The organism is Sphingobacterium anhuiense (genome assembly GCF_042686355.1).
GTDB lineage: Bacteria > Bacteroidota > Bacteroidia > Sphingobacteriales > Sphingobacteriaceae > Sphingobacterium > Sphingobacterium anhuiense.
In genome coordinates this window covers 68,436-89,858 of the sequence record NZ_JBHUPE010000006.1, presented here as the reverse complement: position 1 = coordinate 89,858, position 21,423 = coordinate 68,436, and the positions used below count along the sequence as shown (strand labels likewise).

General features: G+C 35.3%; 13 protein-coding genes and 1 tRNA gene. 8 read left to right on the top strand and 6 right to left on the bottom strand.

Going from position 1 to position 21,423, the window contains the following annotated elements; genetic code table 11:
* Window positions 1–174: 174 nt before the first annotated feature.
* The 5 genes from ACFS6I_RS15520 to ACFS6I_RS15500 all read left to right on the top strand — a co-directional run bounded on the left by ACFS6I_RS15520 (window position 175) and on the right by ACFS6I_RS15500 (window position 8,379).
* Window positions 175–3,513 carry a TonB-dependent receptor gene (locus ACFS6I_RS15520; protein ID WP_380921941.1) on the top strand — a complete coding sequence of 1,113 codons (3,339 nt, stop codon included), beginning with the start codon at window positions 175–177 and terminating at the stop codon, window positions 3,511–3,513.
* Window positions 3,514–3,518: 5 nt separating this feature from the next.
* Window positions 3,519–5,201 (top strand): RagB/SusD family nutrient uptake outer membrane protein, encoded by a 1,683-nt coding sequence (locus tag ACFS6I_RS15515; RefSeq protein WP_380921939.1) that lies wholly within the window; start codon window positions 3,519–3,521, stop codon window positions 5,199–5,201.
* A gap of 265 nt (window positions 5,202–5,466) precedes the next feature.
* Window positions 5,467–6,519: a sensor histidine kinase gene (locus ACFS6I_RS15510; protein WP_380921937.1), complete on the top strand. Its 1,053-nt coding sequence runs from the start codon at window positions 5,467–5,469 to the stop codon at window positions 6,517–6,519.
* Between the two features lie 10 nt (window positions 6,520–6,529).
* Window positions 6,530–7,690 (top strand): redoxin domain-containing protein, encoded by a 1,161-nt coding sequence (locus ACFS6I_RS15505; protein ID WP_380921935.1) that lies wholly within the window; start codon window positions 6,530–6,532, stop codon window positions 7,688–7,690.
* Window positions 7,687–8,379 (top strand): LytR/AlgR family response regulator transcription factor, encoded by a 693-nt coding sequence (locus tag ACFS6I_RS15500; protein ID WP_132843155.1) that lies wholly within the window; start codon window positions 7,687–7,689, stop codon window positions 8,377–8,379. The genes ACFS6I_RS15505 and ACFS6I_RS15500 overlap by 4 nt, the downstream gene beginning before the upstream one ends.
* A 139-nt stretch (window positions 8,380–8,518) precedes the next feature.
* On the opposite strand, the gene ACFS6I_RS15495 is transcribed toward ACFS6I_RS15500, so the two are convergent.
* The 6 genes from ACFS6I_RS15495 to ACFS6I_RS15470 all read right to left on the bottom strand — a co-directional run bounded on the left by ACFS6I_RS15495 (window position 8,519) and on the right by ACFS6I_RS15470 (window position 16,979).
* Window positions 8,519–8,591, bottom strand: a tRNA-Lys gene (locus ACFS6I_RS15495).
* A gap of 227 nt (window positions 8,592–8,818) precedes the next feature.
* Window positions 8,819–10,117 carry a TolC family protein gene (locus tag ACFS6I_RS15490; RefSeq protein WP_380921933.1) on the bottom strand — a complete coding sequence of 433 codons (1,299 nt, stop codon included), beginning with the start codon at window positions 10,115–10,117 and terminating at the stop codon, window positions 8,819–8,821.
* Between the two features lie 24 nt (window positions 10,118–10,141).
* Window positions 10,142–13,228, bottom strand: a complete 3,087-nt coding sequence (locus tag ACFS6I_RS15485; RefSeq protein WP_380921931.1) for an efflux RND transporter permease subunit — start codon at window positions 13,226–13,228, stop codon at window positions 10,142–10,144.
* Window positions 13,229–13,426: 198 nt separating this feature from the next.
* Entirely contained in the window at window positions 13,427–14,560 is a 1,134-nt protein-coding gene (locus ACFS6I_RS15480) for an efflux RND transporter periplasmic adaptor subunit (protein ID WP_380921929.1), read from the bottom strand.
* A 371-nt stretch (window positions 14,561–14,931) separates the two neighbouring features.
* Entirely contained in the window at window positions 14,932–16,299 is a 1,368-nt protein-coding gene (locus ACFS6I_RS15475) for a sensor histidine kinase (protein ID WP_346580465.1), read from the bottom strand.
* On the bottom strand, window positions 16,296–16,979 hold the full coding sequence (locus ACFS6I_RS15470) for a response regulator transcription factor (protein ID WP_021189661.1): 684 nt from the start codon (window positions 16,977–16,979) through the stop codon (window positions 16,296–16,298). The genes ACFS6I_RS15475 and ACFS6I_RS15470 overlap by 4 nt, the downstream gene beginning before the upstream one ends.
* 674 nt (window positions 16,980–17,653) lie before the next feature.
* Here ACFS6I_RS15470 and ACFS6I_RS15465 point away from each other — a divergent pair.
* Genes ACFS6I_RS15465 through ACFS6I_RS15455 form a run of 3 tightly spaced genes read left to right on the top strand, consistent with a single transcriptional unit; the run spans window position 17,654 to window position 21,398 of the window.
* Complete coding sequence (locus tag ACFS6I_RS15465; protein WP_168128172.1) at window positions 17,654–18,466, top strand: hypothetical protein; 813 nt, start codon at window positions 17,654–17,656, stop codon at window positions 18,464–18,466.
* Window positions 18,467–18,475: 9 nt separating this feature from the next.
* Window positions 18,476–19,246 carry a methyltransferase domain-containing protein gene (locus tag ACFS6I_RS15460; RefSeq protein WP_380921926.1) on the top strand — a complete coding sequence of 257 codons (771 nt, stop codon included), beginning with the start codon at window positions 18,476–18,478 and terminating at the stop codon, window positions 19,244–19,246.
* Between the two features lies 1 nt (window position 19,247).
* A complete protein-coding gene (locus ACFS6I_RS15455) occupies window positions 19,248–21,398 on the top strand; it encodes a sensor histidine kinase (RefSeq protein WP_380921924.1) in 2,151 nt (716 codons plus the stop codon).
* Window positions 21,399–21,423: the final 25 nt, after the last annotated feature.

Below are 21,423 nucleotides of genomic sequence, written 5' to 3'. Positions count from 1 at the left end.
AAGCAACTATCGCAGTGATCTAAAAAATGGCCAGTGTGCTGTAACACATCTGGCCGGACTGGATCAAGGCAAAAATTATGATCAATTCACTTATAAACCAGTAATCAAATGTATAAAATTTATACTCAAAAGATGGGCATACTATGGAGGTATGTCTGTAAAATGTTATTAATTATGAAGTTAGCTACTTTTCTATTAGTTGCTAGTATAATGCAACTTCACGCAGCTTCATTTGCGCAAAAAATTTCACTATCTGTTAAAAACGAACCTTTGTCAAAAGTATTTATTCAGGTTAGTAAACAAAGTGGATATGATTTTTTGGTGTCAGGAAGCACTTTAAAAAAAACAAATCCAGTAACGATTGATGTTAAAAATGTGCCTTTGGAAGATGTACTGATATCCATTTTTAAAAATCAACCTATAACTTATGCTATAGAAACCAATACAATTGTCATTAAAGAGCGACCTAAAAGTATATTTTCAAACGCTAAGTCTGCATCAATTACAGCTGTAAATCAGGTGATGGAGGTCAGCGGAACGATTTTAGATGAAACAGGCAAAGGGGTTCCAGGTGCCAGTATTAAAGTAAAAGGCAAAGAACTGGGGACTTCAACTGATGAATCCGGAAATTTTAAATTAACAGGTGTGAACGATGGGGCTATTTTGGTTATTTCTTATGTTGGTTATCAAACTACAGAAGTAAGAGCTTCAGCTAACGTTAGAATTACTTTAGCACCTTTAGTGAATACTTTAGAGGATGTTGTCGTGGTCGCGTATGGTACCCAAAAGAAAGTGAACCTTTCTGGAGCTGTTAATACTGTGAATACCAAAACCATCATTAATAGACCAGTTACTTCGTTAACAAATGCACTACAAGGTACTGTACCAGGGGTCGCTATTAAATCCTCTCCTGGTGATTTAGGGAATGACTTGGGAAGCATCAATGTTAGAGGACGTGCAAATTTAGGTTCATCTTCTCCTTTATTTGTGGTAGATGGTGTAGTTGTAACCCAAAATGATTTTGCACGCATCAATCCAAACGATGTGGCCGGTATTTCTATATTGAAAGATGCTTCATCTTCATCGATCTATGGAGCCAGAGCTGCAAATGGAGTTATTTTAGTAACAACTAAAAAAGGAAATGGTACCCCAACTATTAGTTATAATGCTTATTTCGGTAGCCAATCGGCAACATACTTACCAGATTATACAAATGGTTATGATTATGCTATTTTACGTAATGAAGCAGAGACTAATTTAGGTAGAACACCGCTTTATGATGCGACAGCTCTAGAGGCAATAAAGAGTCAATCCAATCCGGATCTATATCCTAACACCGATTGGTACTCTTTAATTTTACGTAAACGCGCACCGATGATGGAACATCAGTTGAGTGTGTCTGGGGGTGAAAAAACGAAGTATTATTTAAGTGGTGCCTATTTTGGACAGAATTCTTTGATTCCTGGTAAAGATTTGAAACGTTATTCGTTGAGGTCCAATACAGAAACTCAAGTGAGCGATAAGTTTAAAGTGGGAAGCAATTTATCCTATATAAGAGATGGGTATAACAATGATAATATGGAGATCGGTTTTACTGGTGTTGGTAGATCAATTCCATTATCGGTAGCACAGCAAAGTAATGGCGAATGGGGCAGTGTGACTGCAGGAAAAGAAAACGCAACAATAGCTGGTCAAAACCCATTACGTTTACTAAAGGAGGGTGGTAGAACGAATTATAATACCAATCGTTTCATTGGTAATTTAAACGGAACCTACACACCAATTGAGGGTTTGGATATCTCGGGTTTATTTTCTTATAATGCATATAATTACTTCAATAGTTCTTTTATCAACACAATCGATCCCGTTGTAGGCTTCATCACGAATAAACCATTAACCAGTACTGCTGTATTAACAAATCAATTGACTGAAGCGTGGCAAAGTACTTCGAATTTATTAGCTCAGACAACCGCTAGTTATGAAAAAAATATAGATCAGCATTATTTTAAATTTTTGGCTGGTGCTTCTTACGAAAAATTACAAAAGAGAACAGTTAGGGTTGTACGTAAAGGTTTTCCAAATAATGATCTTAACGCTATCAATGCAGGTTCTACACTGCCAGCAAATACTACCGTTACCAGCGATTTAAACGATGGTGTGGCAGGTGTTGGAGAAAGTGCGTTGGCTTCTGTATTTGCGCGTTTAAACTATTCTTATGCTGACAAATATCTACTTGAAGCGAGTGCAAGAAATGATGCTTCTTCTAGATTTGCTCCTGGTCACCGTTCAGCATGGTATCCTTCAGCATCGGTAGCATGGCGCTTGTCGCAGGAAGATTTTATGAAAGATCTTGGTGCTGTCAATGAATTGAAGTTACGTTTGTCGGCCGGTAAATTAGGAAATATTAACAATGTAGGGGATTACGATTTTTATGATGGATTAAATGCAGGTAGTACAGTAATTTTAGATCAATCAAAACAAGATGGTGTAACACCAGGTAAGCTCGCTAACCCCTTATTAAGCTGGGAAAAATTAACCACTTATAATGCAGGTCTAGACGCTACCTTGTTTCGATCACTTACTTTGCAATTAGATGTTTTTAGCCGCATAACGAAAGATATTTTATTACCAAATCCCAATATTCCAGCAGAAGCAGGGCTGGGAGACGGCGAATCACCTTCGGTAAATTTGGGTGCAGTTAAAAATAATGGATTTGAACTTTCCTTAAATTACAATGGAAAAGTAAATGATTTTAACTATTCAATAGGCGGAAATGTCAGTAAAATATGGAATAAAGTAACGGATTTGGGTGGAGCAAATGAAACTGCTCCAAACGGTTATTATATTAACCGAATTGGTCAACCTGTTGGTTCGTTTTACATGTGGCAAGCTGAAGGATTATTCGTTGATCAAGCTGATATTGATGGACATGCAAAACAAGCTAATAATCCAAAGCCAGGCGATATTAAGTACAAAGATCAAGATGGAAATAAGGTGATAGATGGTGATGACCGCGTTATCAATGGTAATGATGTTCCTTATTTTACTTATGGCTTAAATCTTTCGTCAAGTTATAAAGGTTTTGATCTGAGTGTGTTGGCTCAAGGAGTAAATAATGTAAAAGTTTATTTAGAGCAAGAGGCTTCGCAGGCCTTTTTTAATGGCGCGGGTGTTAAAAATTACGTTTTGGACAGATGGACTTTGGATAATCCCAATCCAAATGCTGCTTATCCAAGATTAACGAACGATACCCAAAACTTTGGTATGTCTAATTTCTGGTTATTTGATGCTTCATATTTGAGAATAAAGGCGATCACTTTGGGTTATACGATTCCTAAGCATATATTGGACAAAGCTAAGATTAAAGGTTTAAGAGTTTATGTATCTAGCAATAATCCTTTTACTATCCGCGGTGATAAAAGATTGAAAGATTTTGATCCGGAAGCTCCGTCACAGAGATCAGCTTATCCATCTTTAAAAACAATTTCTGCAGGTCTTAATTTAACACTGTAATCATCATGAAAAAAATTATATATATATCACTTGTCGCGTTTACAGTTTTGGGTGGCTGTAAAAAGTCGATCGATTTTGTTCCACAGGATAAACTTTCTGCGGGTACTTTCTGGAAATCGCAAAATGATGTACAACTGGCTTTAAACGGTTGTTACAGCGCTTTGGCAAATGCTTTTAATTATGCATACGATGATGGTGCAGCAGATAATGCTTACTGTCAGTATCCTTGGGAAAGTACTGCTTCTCGCGTATCCGCTGGAAACATAGATGCTACACTAGATGTGGGCTATAATAGCCGTTATATTTTTATACGCCGCTATAATTATTTTTTAGATAATATTGGCAAAGCAACCATGGATGAAACCCTGCGCAAACGTTTTATTGCAGAGGTTAGAGTTTTAAGAGCATTTACTTATTACGAACTGGCACATCTCTTTGGGGCTGTACCATTGTTGAAGAATGCTTACACAGATCCTGAGGAAACTGCCGTAGCAACAGCTCCTGTTACGGAAGTAATTCAATTTGCAATTGATGAGATCAAAGCCGTTGAAGCAGATTTGCCAGCTAGTTATAATGGCGGTGCTCCAAATCAGACTGGCCGTATTACAAATGGTGCCGCCTGGGCAATTTTGACACGTATTCAATTGGAATACGGTAAATATCCAGATGCTGTAGCAAGTGCTCAAAAAGTGATGGGAGCGGGCTATCAGCTATTTCGAAAGACCGCTTTAACAGTTAACGATACCAAGGATGATTACAGTACTTTGGTAACTTTCGCCGATGATGACGCTAAACAGAAATTTTATAAGGGTCTGGCTAGTTATCAGCAACAATTTTGGACAGCTAACGAAGGTAATAAGGAAGCTATTCTAGTCTCTCAGAATATTCAGGAAAATCAAAGTTATGCACCATTTGGTAATGGTTTGAGAACGTTATTAGCTCCTCCAAATATTGGAGGTTGGGGGTCTATAACACCTATTCAAAGTTTAGTTGATGCATATTGGAAAAGTGATGGTACTAGTTTTATACCACCAACACCAGAGCAAAGGGCTATTGATTTTAATATTAATAAAACTCCTTCTGCGAACTACATCAACGAATTTAAAAACAGGGATACGCGTCTTTACGCCAGTGTATTATTTCCAGGAGCAACCTGGAATGAATATAAAGACGGTTATACCTATACTTGGGCCGGACCAGGTGGCGGAGAAAGCTTCACTGGTTATAATTTTAAGAAATATTTGGATCCAATTTCATTAGTTAGTGGTTTAGAATATGATGCGCCACAGGATTATAGCATTATTAGATATGCCGAAATCCTTCTGGCTTATGCAGAAGCTAAAAATGAAGTAAGTGGACCGGATGCTACTATTTTTGCGGCATTAGATGACATCCGGGATCGTGCCGGTATGCCTCCAGTAAATCAGGTAGTCAATAATACAAAAGAAAAACTGAGAGAAGTTATCCGTAATGAGCGTCGAATAGAATTGGCAGGGGAGGGACAGCGTTATTTTGATATCAGACGTTGGAACATCGCGGCCAATGTTATGAAAACTACAAAAGATATTGCTAATGTAATCGTTCAGGAGCGTATATGGGATCCAAAATTTATGTTGATGCCTTTTCCGCAAACTGCCTTAGATAGGAATACTAATTTAAAAGCTGCACAAACTGCAAAAGGTTACTAAATAATAGATTATAAATGCATTGATTACTTATTGCAAATAATTATAGGTGATCAATCATTAATTTTATTCCATCTTTCTATTGTAGTTGTCAATAGAGTAAATTAAAAAAAGCTAATCGTAAGATTAGCTTTTTTTATGCCTAAACAATATATTTTGTTCTTTGATTTTGACTAGTCTATTCCATCACTCACCACTAATAAAAGTAATTCACCACATAAATTAATCAATATCTGTAGATTGGATTACTTTTATGAAAAGAACAATTATGAAAAAAAGAATCCGTACTATCTTACAATATTGGCTGGTACACTGCGCAGCAGTATGGGTCGTCATCAATATGTTTACCGTAATACCTTATCTGGTTATTGTTAATACGAGTGGCGACTATCTATTTTATGAGGACAAAACTCCAGTAAGTATTTGGGACTATTTTAGTCAAAACAATTTTAGTTACGATATGCTTATGGTCTTATTTTTTCTATTATTAGTAGAAATCAATTATAACTTTTTTTTTACTAGAGTTCGCTGGTACTTATTTCTAGAAATTAGCTTAGTAATCAGTGTAATTCCGTTCACAATGCTCCAGTTACATCATGAGAACGCACGTCGGATAATTGAAAATATGTCGGTATTAAGACCGATACTTTTAATGACTGTGTATGCGTTTCTGTATGCTTTGATTCGAGATTATTTTTATCAGTTAAAGTATAAAAAAGAGATGCAGCAGCAACAAGCGGAATTTGAGCTAAATACCCTCAAATCACAATTAAATCCTCACTTTTTGTTTAACAGTCTCAATTATCTCTACGGTACTGCTTTAAAAGAAGGAGCGCCACAAACTGCAAATGGTATTGATCAGTTATCGGATCTTTTGAGGTATACAATAACAGGAATGCATAGCGATTTTGTTCCACTCGAAGAAGAGATCGTGTTTATAAATAATTATTTGTCTTTGCAAAAAGAGCGGTTGCCGGTAAAAGAGCATATCGTGATCGATGTACAGCTAAATGTTAACGAAAAGGGTTGGAAAATTGCACCTTTACTATTGCTGACTTTTATAGAGAATGCTTTTAAATATGGTATCAGTATGAGCGAATCCAGTGCCATAAAGATTGATTTAGAAGTTATCAACGGACGTTTAAATCTAAAAGTGGTCAATACCATCATCAGTGGTCATCATCAGATAGAGGGAAATAATACTGGAATTAAAAGTACTTTAAGAAGGATCAAGCTTTTATATCCCGAGAAGCATAAATTTGAAAATTTTACTGATGGCACTGTTTATAAAATCTCACTACAACTTCTACTGAATAAATAATATTGAAATTATGAAAAAATACATGTTTTCCCTACTAGCTATTGTGTCATTTTTGGTGTCTTATGCTCAAAATATGGAACATAAAAACTTTAAACTCACTATTAAAACAAATGTAAACGGTAATCATCCTCGTCTGTATTTAGCTTATCAAATGAATGGACAAAAATTAATTGATTCAGCTGAATACGAGTATGATAAAAAAGGATATGTATTTGAAGGAAATGTTGTTAAACCATTGCTAGCAACATTGGTGAGAGACCCTGACGAAATCGGTCTGTCGGCCTTGATACAAAAAACAAGAACTGGAGATAAAATTGATTTGCTGAGGCTTTATCTTCATCCAGGAAATATACTACTGAGTACGTCTGGTTTGCTGGAGATTGGTAAGTTTACAGGTTCAAAGATTAATGTAGATGAACAAAATCTTCAACGGTTATTAAAACCGATATTCGAAAAGCAAATGGAAACGAGTCTCATGTTAAGATCAAATCCGGATAGCCTTACCGCTACAAGTTTGGGAGCGAGGTTAGATAGCTTAAAAGATTCTAGAAAACCAGTCTTAAAATCTTTCATTACTAGTAATTTAGATAGTTATGTTTCATTGGTAAGTTTGTCAGAATATGCAGGTCCCTTTCCAGAGGTTGATGATACTTATGCGCTATTTAATAAACTTAGTCCTCACATTAGAAATACATTATTGGGTCAAGAGTACAATAAATTTTTAAAGGATCTTCAAGACTTGAATATTGGTACCGTAGCGCCAGAATTTATTCAAAATGATACTACAGGAAATCCAATTAGTTTCTCATCTTTTAGAGGTAAATATGTATTGTTGGACTTTTGGGCATCATGGTGCGGTCCTTGTCGCGAAGAGAGTGCTCATATGAGACAATTATATCAGGATTTTAGCAATAGGAATTTTACTATCTTGGGTATATCTTTAGATGCAGCAGATGATAAAGAAGCATGGATAAAAGCAATTAAAGATGATGGTTTAGTGTGGACACAAGTATCCGATTTAAAACATTGGGACAATAGTATTGTGAAGCTTTATAGTATTAAGGCAATACCACAAACCTTTTTGATAGACCCAAATGGCATTATTATAGCAAGGGGACTTAATTATGAGGAATTAAAAGATAAACTCAATACAATACTGCCAAAAAAATGATCAGAGCAATTGCAATAGATGACGAGCCCGTAGCACTCGATATAATAAGTATGCATGCACAAAAGATAAATTTTCTAAAACTGGATAATTTGTTTTCGAGTGGAGGTGAGGCTATGGACTTTTTGGAGTCTGCGACGATAGATTTAGTCTTTCTGGATATCAATATGCCCGATATTTCGGGTTTAGAGCTAGCAAAACTAATCAAGTATAAAACGCAGGTAATATTTACTACGGCTTATGTTGAACATGCCTTGAAAGGTTTCGATTTAGCGGCTACCGACTACTTACTGAAACCGATTAATTTTAACAGATTTTTGCAAGCCTGTCAGCTTGCAAATAGCAGAAAACAGCAAATGCCTGTCCTAAATAATACAGCTGAAACTGCACTTTTTGTTAAAGATGGTCATAATTGGGTGTCGATCATCTTAGCAAATATACTTTATATTCAGGGACAGGATAATTATATATCCATTGTCGAACAGGATAAAAAGACGCTTACACGTATGACACTTAATGAAGTGCAGAACAGATTGCCAGATGATCAGTTTATGAGGATACATAAATCATACATTACATCCTTGTTTCAAATATCTAAAATCGAAAACCACCAGGTTGTCATAAAAGATATAAAAGTTCCTCTTTCAAGAGCTTATCGTGAAGAGTTGTTGAAAAAAATAAATACTTTTTGAAAATTGATTTAGATAACATCCTTTTAAAGGATGTTATTACCCATTTTGAATATCTCTAGATCGAATCCGGTCGACGCTTCTTTCGAATCCCCATGTCTTTAAATAAGAAAAGCCAATCTTTCGATTAGCTTTTCTTTTGTGATCCCGCTGGGATTCGAACCCAGGACCCATACATTAAAAGTGTATTGCTCTACCAGCTGAGCTACGGAATCTTACTCTTTTTTTGAAGTTTCCTTCGTTGTTTGGAGTGATGCAAAGGTAGAAAAATACCTGATATATGCCAAGTATATCTAATGAATATTCCTTAAATCCTTTATTTTGAGGGAGAATATTTTTTTCATCTAGGATTTTTGTTGCTTTCTGGAAGCATATTTCATTAAAATATGCTTCTGATTATCCATATTAATATTTTTTAAACACACATAAAATTGTTTTTTTTCTAAAAAAGTATATCCCAAATACCTGCGGATTGTTCCAATATAACGAGAGCATGGGCATTATTAAACAGTATTTCATAATAATTTTGCTGAACTTCAATATAGGTTCTCTGTGCATGGAGTACTTCAAGTAAACTAGAATCACCTCGTTTGTAGCTGTAGAGTTTCCCCGTTAAGATAGCTTTAGCATCGTCAAGAATGCCACTGTTGAATTGCTGAAGTTGCTTTTGAGTCGCTTCATAGTTATAAAATGCTTGCTTAACTTCTGTTTGTACCTGTAGTTCAATCTCTTGATGTTGTAATCCAGCTTGTTGGGCGGTATAAAATGCCTCCTTAAGTTCTCCTTTCCGATGATTTGAAAATTTCAAAGGAATACTTATTCCAAAATTTGCTGATGTGAAAGCTGGACTGGGAGCTAAATCATTGCGGGCTTCTGCATTGCGCGTAACACCTGTCGTTATTCCTAAATCTAGTACCCGATTTACTTTTGTAAGACGGATCATTTTTTCTGACACATCTTTATTTTGTAATGCATACAGTAGATCTGAACGGTTTGATAGTGCATGGACTATAAGGTCATCGAGATAAAAAGACCGGTCAAATGTAGAAAAATTTACCAATGCCATTTGTGTAAGTTCAGCATGTTTACTCCCCATCAGTAAATTGAGGCTACTCAACGATCCTTTCCAATTTCCGATGGACTGAATTGCTTCATTCCATATGGATTTAGCCTCAAGTTTACTTTGTTTGGCATCAATAGCAGTAATTGTACCTAATTTGGCGCGTAAACTGTCCGATTTTGCAAGTTCATCCATCGTTTCATAGGAATTGAATTGTAATTTCATCAGTTGCTCATGATGGATTGCGGTTAAATATTGTACAGTAGCATCGGCTCTGAGATTCCTGAAGTAATCCTGCAATATATATTTGCTAAGTTCAGATTCACTTTTTGCCAGATCAACGCGTGCTTTCCGTTTTCCGCCAAGTTCGAGGGTCCAATCCAGTCCGATATTGTATCCGTACCCCATCTTCATTTTATGCTGGTCGTTATTAAATACACCAGCGGTAAATTCTGGGTCAGGAATTATTTTGGATTTTTCAATATTTGCTTCAGCAATATTAATATTTAACTTTTCTGCCGCATAAGCTATGTTATTTTGAGCAACAGCTTTTATAAAATCGGGATAAGTAATCTCTTTTTGAATATCTGCGTCAAGCTGAGCTTGAGTAATTACACTTAAGACTAAAGTAAAATATAATAGTAGAAAGTGTTTTTTACGGATGTTTTTAAGACGTAACATGTGATGGTATTTTTGAGATGAAAACTAATTATGTTTTTTGTCGGCATTTATTTTCTCTAATAGATAGTATAATGATGGCAATGCATAGAGGGTTATCACGGTAGCGAAGAATAATCCGTAAACAATGACAGTTGCTAATGGTCTTTGAACATCAGAACCAATACCTGTGGCCAATGAAGCTGGAAGAAGCCCCAAGATGGCTACAGTGGCAGTCATGATTACTGGTCTGAAACGATGTTGGGCGCCTTCTATTACGGCTTCTTTTAGTGCATACCCTTTTTTTCTTAATGCATTGAACTGTGTGATCATCAGTACACCATTTTGAATTGCAACACCAAAGAGTGCTATAAATCCGACTACTGAAGATACATTGAGGGTCATAGCGCGAATATTTAATGCAAGCATACCTCCAAATATGGCAAGCGGTACAACACTCATCAACAATCCGGCTTGTGAGAAGCTTCCAAAAGCGCCATATAGCAATATAAACATTAATGCTAGTGCCATAGGAACAATAATAGCCAAATGCTGATATGCGCGATTTTGATTTTCAAATTGACCGCCCCATTTTATTTTTATGTCGTTGTGGTCATATTTGATATCTTTTTCAATTTTAGATTGTGCTTCTTTGAGAAAGGAAGTAAGATCATTTCCGCGTAGATTTAACCGCACTGTCAAATGTCTCTTATTCATCTCACGAGCGATCGTACTTTCTCCGGTATTGAGTTTTATTGTCGCTACTTGTGATAGGGGAATTTTTGCTCCGGATTCATTTGTCAACATTAAATTTCCTATTTTTTCAGGTGTATTGCGACTTGCTTCATGATAACGGCAGATAATATCGTAAACTTTTCCTTCTTGAAATATTTGGGAAACCGCTTTTCCACCGATAGCTGTTTCAATAAGGTCGGAGACATCGGCGACATTTAAACCATATTGTGCTATTTTATAACGGTCTGCTTTTATCTGTAGTTGCGGCAATGGAGGTTCTTGATCGATCGCTAAATCTACAGCACCTTTTACTTTTCGCAACGTAATCAAGACCTCATCTGCTATTCTTCGGATTTCCTTAAAGTCTTCTCCATATATCTTAACGACGAGCTCACTATGCGCCCCCGCAATTTTATCCATCACTCCATCAATCATTGGTTGTGAAAATGCAACGTCATATCCGGGCATCTGTTTGTATTCAGCAGCCAATTCCTCAATTAGATCAGCTTTGGTTTTCCCATTTTTCCACTGTTTGTAAGGAAGTAAGCCAACACTGCATTCAAAATGAGAGGGAGTCCATGCATCTGTACCATCATCATTGCGACCTGCTTGGACCATCACATATGTAACCTCATCATATTGAAGTGTTCGCGCACGTAGTGAATCACTCATTTCCTTTGATTTTTCAACTGTGATTCCGGGAGGTAGTGATACTTGCAACCAGATGGATCCTTCATCTAAGGGCGGCAGAAAATCTTTACCAACAGTACATGTTAATATGATTGCACCTGCAAAAATGATGATTAAAGGCGTGAATACTCTCTTTGGACGCTTTAATAAATGCTGGATTTGTCTGTGATATCCTACAGTTAATTTTTCTAACCATTTGTTGTGATATACTTTTTGAGGCTTACGATAAACAACATAAGCGAGTCCAGGTATTAGGAATTGAGCAACTAATAACGCACCCAACAATGCATAACCTACTGTAAAAGCCATAGGAGTAAATAACTTTTTTTCTACACGTTCAAATGCAAATAGGGGAATATAAGCCGTGATTATAATGATTGTTGCAAAAAATATGGGTTTAGCCATTTGCTTTACAATAGAAGCAATATCTAATTCGGTGAGTTGTTCATCTTCATTCTCTTCTCTTTTTTTCAAGATAGCTTCCATCATGACAATGGCCCCATCGACTATAATACCAAAATCGATGGCACCCAATGACAACAAGTTAGCCGGAACATGCGTAAAGTGCATCAGGATAAAAGCTGTCAACAGAGCGATAGGTATAGTAATAGCAACTAAAAGCGCTCCACGCCAGCTACCAAGGAATATGATGAGTAGAATAATAACCAAACCCATTCCTTCTAATAAGGTGTGGGAAACTGTAGTTAAGGTTGTTTCTACAAGTTGAGTACGATCCATGAACGGATGAATCTGTACTCCCGCAGGTAATATGGTATTGTTTAATTCATCAATAGCTTGATTGACGCCCTCTAAAACGACAGAAGGGTTTTGGCCTTTAAGTAATAGCACAATTCCCTCAATATTGTCGGAATAGTTTGCTCCACGTTTATCAGAATAGCCTAAAGCACCTTTTCTTTCAAGATTTCCGTATCTGATCTGACCGATATCTTTCATGAAAATAGCTGTTCCTTGCTGGGATTTAACAACTATATTTCCGATGTCTTCCAATGTCCTAAGAAGTCCGATTCCTCTAATGACGTAAGATTGGTCCCCTCTATTCATAACACTTCCACCTGCATTGGTGTTGTTTGTTTCAATTTTGTTCACTACCTCGCTTAAGGCTAGACCATATTGTTCCAGTTTAATGGGATCAATCTCAACTTGAAATTGTGTCGTAATACCTCCAAAATTTGTAACATCAACTACTCCAGACACTTGTTTGATACGGGGTATAATGACAAATGTCTGCAGATCGGTGAGTTCGCGTAGATCATGTGATTTACTTTCGATGATGTACCGAAATATTTCTCCTGTTGGAGAAGTTAAAGGGTCAAGATTTGCTGTTGCGTTATAAGGCAGCTCCAGATCCGTCAACCGTTCTTGAATACGGGTGCGTGCGAAATAATCATCTGTTCCATCTTGAAAAACAATTGTAACCATAGACAGTCCAAAAGTACTTTTACTCCGCATCACGTGCATACCTGGTAAACCATTGATAGCTCTTTCTATCGGAATAGTAATTTGCTGCTCTACTTCTTCTGCAGCAAGTCCAGGTACTTGTGTCACAATCTGAGAACTTACATCGCCTATATCAGGATACGCTTCAATGGAAAGCTGTGTCCAAGAATAATATCCAAAAAAGGTTAATAGAATAAAAAGAGCCAAGACCAGCCAACGTTTGGCTATAGTATTGTTGAATATATTTTTCATTAGAATAGAGTTGATTAAAGTTGCGATGGACCAATCAGAAAGTCATTAATTTATCTTAGCTTTTCAGCGATGTTTTATAGGTATACTTATTTCAATAGATCCCCAAATGCAATTCACAGCGTAATTGGTTTCATTGGAATAATATACTTGAGAATGTACAGCAGTTTTTATGTGAATAAACTTTCTTCGAAATACTATTTATTTTGCATTTAATAGATAAAATGCACCCTCACTGATAATATTGTCTCCTGCTTGCAGACCTGATAAAATCTGTACCTGATCTTTATCTGTGATACCTGTTTCGACGTAGCGTCTGAGATATTTATCTTTCCCAATTGCTAAGAACACATAGCTTTGATCATTATATTGTAGTAATGATTTTGCAGGAATGAACGCAGCATCAGAAGCTTTTTTAGTAAAGTTGACATTCACATACATGCCTGGTTTTAATACACGATCGGGATTGTGACATTCAATAAGTATTTGGACACTTCGGGTATCTTCATTTACAATTTCATCGATGTGATAAATGGTTCCCTTTATCTTATCATCAGGAAACGCGATTGTAGCAATTTCGGCTAAATCTAATTTATTTATAAGGTTTAGATTTTGTTCTTTAACCATTCCAACTACCCAGACAGTGTTCAGTTCGGCTACTTTAGCAAGGGGTAAATCATCCGATTTAATGTATTGTCCCAGAACAATGTCATTGCTAATAACTTCACCACTAATAGGCGATCGGATAATAAGTGGCTGTCCTAAAACTAGTTTTTCAGTATCTACATTGAAGAATCTAAGCGAAGCAGACGTATTTTGATATTCTTTCTCTGTAATTTCGTACTGGGCCTTGGCCTCTTCGACATCTTTATCAGTTCCTACACCATGTTGTTTAAGATCTTGTTGTCGCTTTAGAATCAATCTAGCATTTTGATAAGCTGTTTTTGCCTGAAAGTATAGCTTTTGAGTTTCAATAAATTCCGGAGATATCAGTTCATAAAGAGGAGTTCCAGGTTTTGTTTTCATTCCTAATTTGAGATGTACTGCTGAAACACGTCCTGAAAATGGAGAACCGATTTCAGCATAGAGATTTGGAATAGCTTTCACTGTCCCGGCTGTAATGAGCTCCAGTTGATGAGCTTGTTTGAGAACAGTACATGTCTTTAATTGTGATTTTATCTTTCCTTGGACTTGAATGGTATCACCGTTTTGTGTGAAATTTTCAGTGATTTCTTCATCAACTTTTGTATGACATCCCATTAGATTAAGAGAAAGTACAGAAATGATGAGAATCTGTATTAAGTGACTATGTTTTTTTGTAATTGTGGTTTTCATCGCCAAGAATTTTAAATTAACATTTATTTGTGCCTAAGTGATATTTCTCCATGAGGAGCATCTTTATCGCTGTTTTTGAACATTGCAAAGGTGCTTAGGTTGTAGGAGTATAGCAGTTAGAAGACGAATAGAAAATTATTAGAAAATTATTAGAATGATTTACGAGATGCTCAGCTTAGCAGAGCAGATTTTGATCAATTTGTTTTAATATTTGAGTTTGATGGTGCTCAAGATAGGGTTAAGCTGATTGAAGTGTTGTATGGCTATAATTTATAGAGAAATTAAAGCATAGCATTTTTTGGATTACGACTGGGCTGTAACAATTTGTTTGGCAGTTAGATCTGTTTAAGTGGTCGAACTGCGTTAAATCATCAGCAATGTGGTAAGGTTAAGATGAAAGTTGTTCCTTCATTCTCTTTTGAAATGACCGAGATGTTGCCATTATGCAGTGCAATAATTTTTTGTGTCAATGCAAGTCCAATGCCGTGTCCATAAGTATAGTCTTTGTTTTTACCACGATAAAATGGACTAAAAATCTGTGGTAGATCTTCTGTTGCAATTCCAATTCCTAAATCAACAAATTTTAGCACTATATTTTGGCTGTCAAATAGAACAGAAACAGTACAACGAGGTGGGATAGAGAATTTACAACCATTTTCGAAAAGATTGCTACAGGCCACTTTTAACAAGTATTCATTACCATTTATGGAGATTTGATTGTCGTTTTCAAAATCGTCATCAAAGTGTATGTCAATTTTATATTCGGGATTGGTTTTTTGAACCTGTTGTCTGGCATCTAACAAAAGCTCGTCCACTCGTATGGGCTTAAATGCAATTTCGGCAGGATCGTAACTAGCTTTTGCTAGATCAAGGAGGCTATTGCACAAACGGGCCAATTTGTTTGAGTCATTTAATGCATGATTAATTGCGTTCTTATAATCGTCTATCCCTCGATCCTTACTCATTGATAATTCCAGTTCAGTAATAATAGCCGCAAGTGGTGTGCGTAATTCATGAGAGATGTTCGATACAAAATGTTTCTGTGCGTCAAATGAGTTTTCTAAGCGATCCAACATATCGTTGAAGGTATCGGCAAGCTCAGATAGTTCATCTTTATTGTCATTATTTGATAAACGTAGATCAAGATTGGTAGCAGAAATATTTCGTGCTTTTTCACTCATGGCACGAACAGGTTCAAATGCTTTCTTAGAGAAAAAAATACCTGCTACGAGAATAAACAAAATTGAAATAATAAAAACAATAATGCTATTATTTAATAAATTATGGAGTTTACTATAACCATATTGGTCATAAGCGGCCGCAGTAACAATATATTTTTTACCTTGATAAATATACTGAAGACCTATTACTTGCCAGTCCTGCTGATAAAATTTGATTTCACCTTTTTGGTAAATCTCATCAAACATAGGTTTTGTTTCCTTGACAAAATCTATATCTACAGCGTCATGATAAATTAAATCAAAGTTGGTATCATAAATAGCAACCTCAACCTCATTCAATATTTTTCTATTATTATGGTAAATATCTTGCAAAATCTTTTTGTCTACATGAGCATTTAGAAAAAGATTGGCTTTGGTAATCGCTTCTTTTTGGAGTAGATTGTAAAATTCTATCTGTCTGTTTTCCTTTGCAGATAGATAGATTACAGTAGCAAACAAACTCAGAATAATTGCTGTAATGAGGGTAAATAGAAAAACTAGACGTGTTCTTATTTTCATAGTTCTTTTTTCAGAATGAAACCCATTCCCGATTTTGTATGAATCAGTTTCTTGTCAAAATTACGGTCTATTTTTTTTCTGAGGTAGTTGATGTATACATCGATGAAGTTCGTGCCGGTATCAAAATGAGTTTCCCAAACTTTATCTGCAATTTCTACCCGAGACAATACTCTGTTGGGATTTTGCATTAGGTATTCCAGCAGTTTAAACTCTTTAGGTGTTAAATTAATCTCTTGCTGACTACGTTTTACAATTTTGGTATGTAGATTCATTTCGAGATCTTCAAAGTGTAAAACAAAATTGAGATTACCAGTTGTTTTTTGACGACGTTTTAATAATGCTCTAATACGGACTAAAAGTTCGCGCATTTCAAATGGCTTTACTAAATAATCGTCAGCTCCGGCATCGAACCCTTCTATTTTATCATCTGTAGTTCCTAGTGCTGTCAGCATAATGATTGGAAGATCTGGATTTATTTGTCTGATTTGCTTACAAAGGTCTAAACCATCCAGCTTTGGTAAGATGATATCCGTAATGATTAAGTCAAAATGATCTTGAGAAAACAGCTTTTTACCTGATAATCCATCATAAGCTAATACGGTTTCAAAATCCTGTTCATCCAGTCCTCTTTTTATGAGTTCTGCTACGCGCTGATCATCTTCTATAATTAATATTTTCATGGAGTATACATTGTTTATCAGTTGAAACCATCATCGATATTTAATTCATAAACTGTTTTTTTAATATGGCGCGATAAACACATGATGGTTTAATAAATACAAACTTACCATTTAAGATGTTATTATCGTAAAATACCATGAGTAGGTAACCTTTTTATCTTATTTATATGGAGATTATAGTAGTTCATGTATATTCTAAATCCGTGTTGAATTGAAAAGTTGTTTTGGACTTGATTTTAATAAAATTATTATTCATAAGAAAGTGTTATGTAACACATAGTTATCTTGAATTAACTTTTAAGGTGTTTTTGATGATCTTTATGAAAATTTTATATATGATTTCAGTAACTTTGTTTTGTTGCAACAAAGTAATTTCAAAATGTCGAATGAATAAAATTATGACTTCGAAACTCCATTATCGCAAAATGCATTATTGATATAATCTGATGAAATTTGAATTTGAAGAAGATACAAAAAAACAATGAAATTGAGTTTATTTCAAAAAATAATATTTATGGGCCTATCTAATTTATATTCTAATTACGCTATACAATTTTAGTTTTTTAATGATTTAGAATTCAATAAAATAGTGCATTTTTAATATTTTTATATATAGTGAACAGCTTTTGATTATATTGATTATTTTTGAATCTTAATCGAATAATTAACTGTCCATGGCACTAATATTTAAAGAGGGACGTCCTGTGGTCAGGTTAAGAGCGTTTCGTGCAATTGATGATCCTAAAACTTGCGAACGTTTTATAGAGGGACATGCACATGTTTTAACGGCTATAGGTGTGAAAAAAGTTACATCATCCAAAAATGATTGGATGTATAACCCTGCTGCTTTCGTTTTGATTGTAGAATCTCTGGATGGAGAAAATGTATACGGAGGTGCAAGGATACATGTTTCAGGAGGATCACAACCTCTTCCTATCGAGGAGGCGACAGGAAACATGGACGCTAAAATCTTTGATTTGGTATGGGACTATGCACAGGAAGGTACAGGCGAGGGCTGTGGACTATGGAATTCAAGGGAAATTGCGGGCTATGGTATTGGAAGTATTTTTTTAACTAGAGCTGCAATTGCAATTGCACCACAAATAGGTATAAAATCATTATTTGCTTTATGTGCTCCATACACGATTAATTTAACAAAATGTGTGGGCTATCGTTTGGAAAGTGGGGTTGGAAATAACGGCACATTTTATTATCCTAAGCTGGATCTTCTTGCAACAACGATGATTCTAGATGACGTTAATAATCTTGAATTAGCTTCTGAAGAAGATAGAAAGGCTATTTTAGAATTACGTAACCGTGGAAATGTTGTTAGAATTGAGGAATTGCGCTCCAAGGAGATTGAGATACATTATATGTTGCAACTGGATAACATGGACCGATGGAACTTGAGTGAAGTCATCAAGCAGATGAGCAAACAGAAAACTAACAATGATTTTTTTGATGAGAATAATCTCAATATACTTTGATAATATAAAATGTACGAAAAACATTATAATCTAGATTATTTAACTGAGACACTGAAAATATTGAGTGGAGTTAAACAAAAATCTTATACCTATTTTAATGATATCCCTGAGGGAGGAACGATTGTTGATTTAGGCTGCGGTTCTGGACAGGATGTCCTTAATATGAGCCGTATGTTTAATACTAATAAATTTGAATTTATTGGTATAGATCACGATCCGGAAATGATCACTGCGGGCCAAGCTGCTATACAAGATGAATCAAATGTTAAATTTCTAGTATCAAATGTACTTGAAGTATCTTTAGCGGAAACGTCTGTTCATGGTGTTCGGATGGAACGTTTAGTCCAACATATTGGAGAACCATTAAATCTTTTCAAAGAAACACACCGTATATTAAAGGATAAAGGTATTGTTGTTGTGGTGGAATCTGATTGGAATAGTCTATCATTTTATAATGGCGATAGTGCGATTGCTGATAAATTAAACGGTTATTTAACCCAACAAAAAGTAAATAACGGTAGAGCTGCACAATCCTTGACCACTTATCTAAATAAAATGGGCTTTTCGCAGATAACAATTGAAGTTTTTCCCTTTGTACTAAGAAATTATGATGATGCATGTAAATATCTATGGATTGATAAAATGATTGATGAAATGTTTTCATTAAATATTATTGAAGCAACTGAAAGAGATCGTTTTATTGAATCTCAAAAACATGCTGATCAAAAAGGTTATTTTTCTTGTTCCATGAATATTGTAATTGCTTCGGCTGTAAAATAGTATGAATTTATTTCGACTGATATTATTTTTTATAGTAATACCTATCCCTTTATTTAGTCAAATTCAATTAACTGATAATTTTGAATTTTTTGAGCCTGGTTCTGATTTACACATTTTAAAATTAGATAGAGAGGTGACTCCGCAGGAGGTCCCTACATTATTAAAGAAATTTAAACCAGGTGAAAGCCCTAACCCTAATCTAGGGCTTAGTAAATTCAGTGTGTGGGTTGCATTTAAAATTGAGAATCTCAGTCAACGTACACATTACCTTTTGGATATTGCATATCCACTTTTAGATGAAGTGGAACTGTATGATTTGGATAAGGAAGGCAATTTTAGATCATTGGCACATTTTGGGAGTTTTAAAAATTTTAAAGAAAGAACTTATCAAAGCCCAAACTATATTTTTGATCTCAATTTAAAACCAACAGAAAGCAAACAGTATTTTTTAAGAGTGAAAAGCTCCGAACAAATTATACTCCCGATAGCTGTGGGGAAGCCTGATGTAGTTTGGGAAAATTTATGGAAAGAAAATATTTTATTAGGACTGTTTTTAGGAGTGGTGTTGATAATGGCAATTTACAATTTTTTCCTATTTCTTTCTGTAAGAGATTTGGCATATTTGTATTATGTGCTTTATATCTCATTTTTAGGGCTTACACAGCTAGGAATAGTCGGATTTAATTTTCAATTTTTATGGCCAACTATGCCTGGATGGGAATCTGTCAGCATCGTTATTTTTGCATGCTCTAGTAGTATAGCCGTTTTATTCTTTTCGAATCAATTTCTAAATCTTAAGAAAAATGCGCCGACTATCCGCAAGATGCTCTTGGCACTTCTTGTTTTATTTTTAGCAAGCTTTCTTTTATTAATTTTTGGATATCACCAGTTCGCATTTGAATTAATGCAGACTGCAACATCATTAGAAACAATAATCTTATTTATAGCTTCTTTATATGTACTGAAAAAGCAGTATCAACCGGCTAGATATTTCTTTATAGCATGGTTTATATTGCTAACGGGAGCTTTGATATTTCTTTTAAAAGACTATGGAATATTACCCTATAATCTATTTACAAGTAATTCCTTTAGATTAGCATCAATTGTTGAAATGGCATTACTTTCTTTTGCACTAGCTTCAAGAATTAATATCTTGAAAAGGGAGAAGGAAATATCCCAAGCTAATGAGTTAGCCACCTCACTTGAAAATGAACGTCTTATTCGTGAACAGAATGTAGTTTTAGAACAAAAAGTTGTAGAGCGAACGAGCGAATTGACAGAGTCGAATGAGTCGCTGCAAGCGACTTTGAAACATTTAAAAGAAGCGCAATCACAACTGGTAGAGGCCGAGAAAATGGCTTCTTTAGGGCAATTGACTGCTGGTGTAGCACATGAAATTAATAATCCGATTAATTTCGTCACCTCAAGTGTTGCGCCTTTGAAGCGGGATATTAATATGATTTGGGAAACTTTAGATGAAGTGGAAAGTGTTGCACTTGATGATGAACTGACCTTAAGTGAAAAACAATCTCGTATTATAGCATATAAAGAAGAAATTGATCTGGAATACCTCAGAACTGAAGTAGATTTCTTATTGAAAGGGATGAGTGAGGGAGCCAATCGAACCGCTGAGATCGTTAAAAGTCTTCGAATCTTTTCACGTGTCGATGAGGACACACTTAAATTTGCTGATATTAATGAGGGTTTGGAATCGACGATGGTTATTCTAAACAGTTTAATACAACAGGGGATTGATGTTGATAAAAATTACGGTGAATTACCAGCGATAGAATGTTATGCAGGAAAACTTAATCAAGTTTTTTTAAATATATTGACTAATGCGATTTATGCGATCAATAAGAAATTTCAAAATAATCCAGGTGGAATTTTAAAGTTAGAAACAGGATTAACTGAAGATGAGTCATTTATGTATATTAGTATTGCTGATAATGGTATTGGGATTCCTTCAGAAATTAGAGAGAAAATTTTTGAACCATTCTTTACCACTAAAGATGTTGGTGAGGGCACAGGTTTAGGTATGTCAATTGCTTATAATACTATAGCCAAGCATAATGGAAAGATTGTGGTTGATTCTATAGTCGGAGAGGGGACCGTTTTTAAATTAATTATTCCGATTCGACAAATTATTTAAATGGAACCTTATCTTTAAAGTAAGG

What these genes read in the sequence shown, in the direction of transcription:
- ACFS6I_RS15520 (WP_380921941.1), top strand. Translation starts at nt 175, where the DNA reads ATGAAGTTAGCTACTTTTCTATTAGTTGCTAGTATAATGCAACTTCAC.
- ACFS6I_RS15515 (WP_380921939.1), top strand. Translation starts at nt 3,519, where the DNA reads ATGAAAAAAATTATATATATATCACTTGTCGCGTTTACAGTTTTGGGT.
- ACFS6I_RS15510 (WP_380921937.1), top strand. Translation starts at nt 5,467, where the DNA reads ATGAAAAAAAGAATCCGTACTATCTTACAATATTGGCTGGTACACTGC.
- ACFS6I_RS15505 (WP_380921935.1), top strand. Translation starts at nt 6,530, where the DNA reads ATGAAAAAATACATGTTTTCCCTACTAGCTATTGTGTCATTTTTGGTG.
- ACFS6I_RS15500 (WP_132843155.1), top strand. Translation starts at nt 7,687, where the DNA reads ATGATCAGAGCAATTGCAATAGATGACGAGCCCGTAGCACTCGATATA.
- ACFS6I_RS15490 (WP_380921933.1), bottom strand. Translation starts at nt 10,117, where the DNA reads ATGTTACGTCTTAAAAACATCCGTAAAAAACACTTTCTACTATTATAT.
- ACFS6I_RS15485 (WP_380921931.1), bottom strand. Translation starts at nt 13,228, where the DNA reads ATGAAAAATATATTCAACAATACTATAGCCAAACGTTGGCTGGTCTTG.
- ACFS6I_RS15480 (WP_380921929.1), bottom strand. Translation starts at nt 14,560, where the DNA reads ATGAAAACCACAATTACAAAAAAACATAGTCACTTAATACAGATTCTC.
- ACFS6I_RS15475 (WP_346580465.1), bottom strand. Translation starts at nt 16,299, where the DNA reads ATGAAAATAAGAACACGTCTAGTTTTTCTATTTACCCTCATTACAGCA.
- ACFS6I_RS15470 (WP_021189661.1), bottom strand. Translation starts at nt 16,979, where the DNA reads ATGAAAATATTAATTATAGAAGATGATCAGCGCGTAGCAGAACTCATA.
- ACFS6I_RS15465 (WP_168128172.1), top strand. Translation starts at nt 17,654, where the DNA reads ATGGCACTAATATTTAAAGAGGGACGTCCTGTGGTCAGGTTAAGAGCG.
- ACFS6I_RS15460 (WP_380921926.1), top strand. Translation starts at nt 18,476, where the DNA reads ATGTACGAAAAACATTATAATCTAGATTATTTAACTGAGACACTGAAA.
- ACFS6I_RS15455 (WP_380921924.1), top strand. Translation starts at nt 19,248, where the DNA reads ATGAATTTATTTCGACTGATATTATTTTTTATAGTAATACCTATCCCT.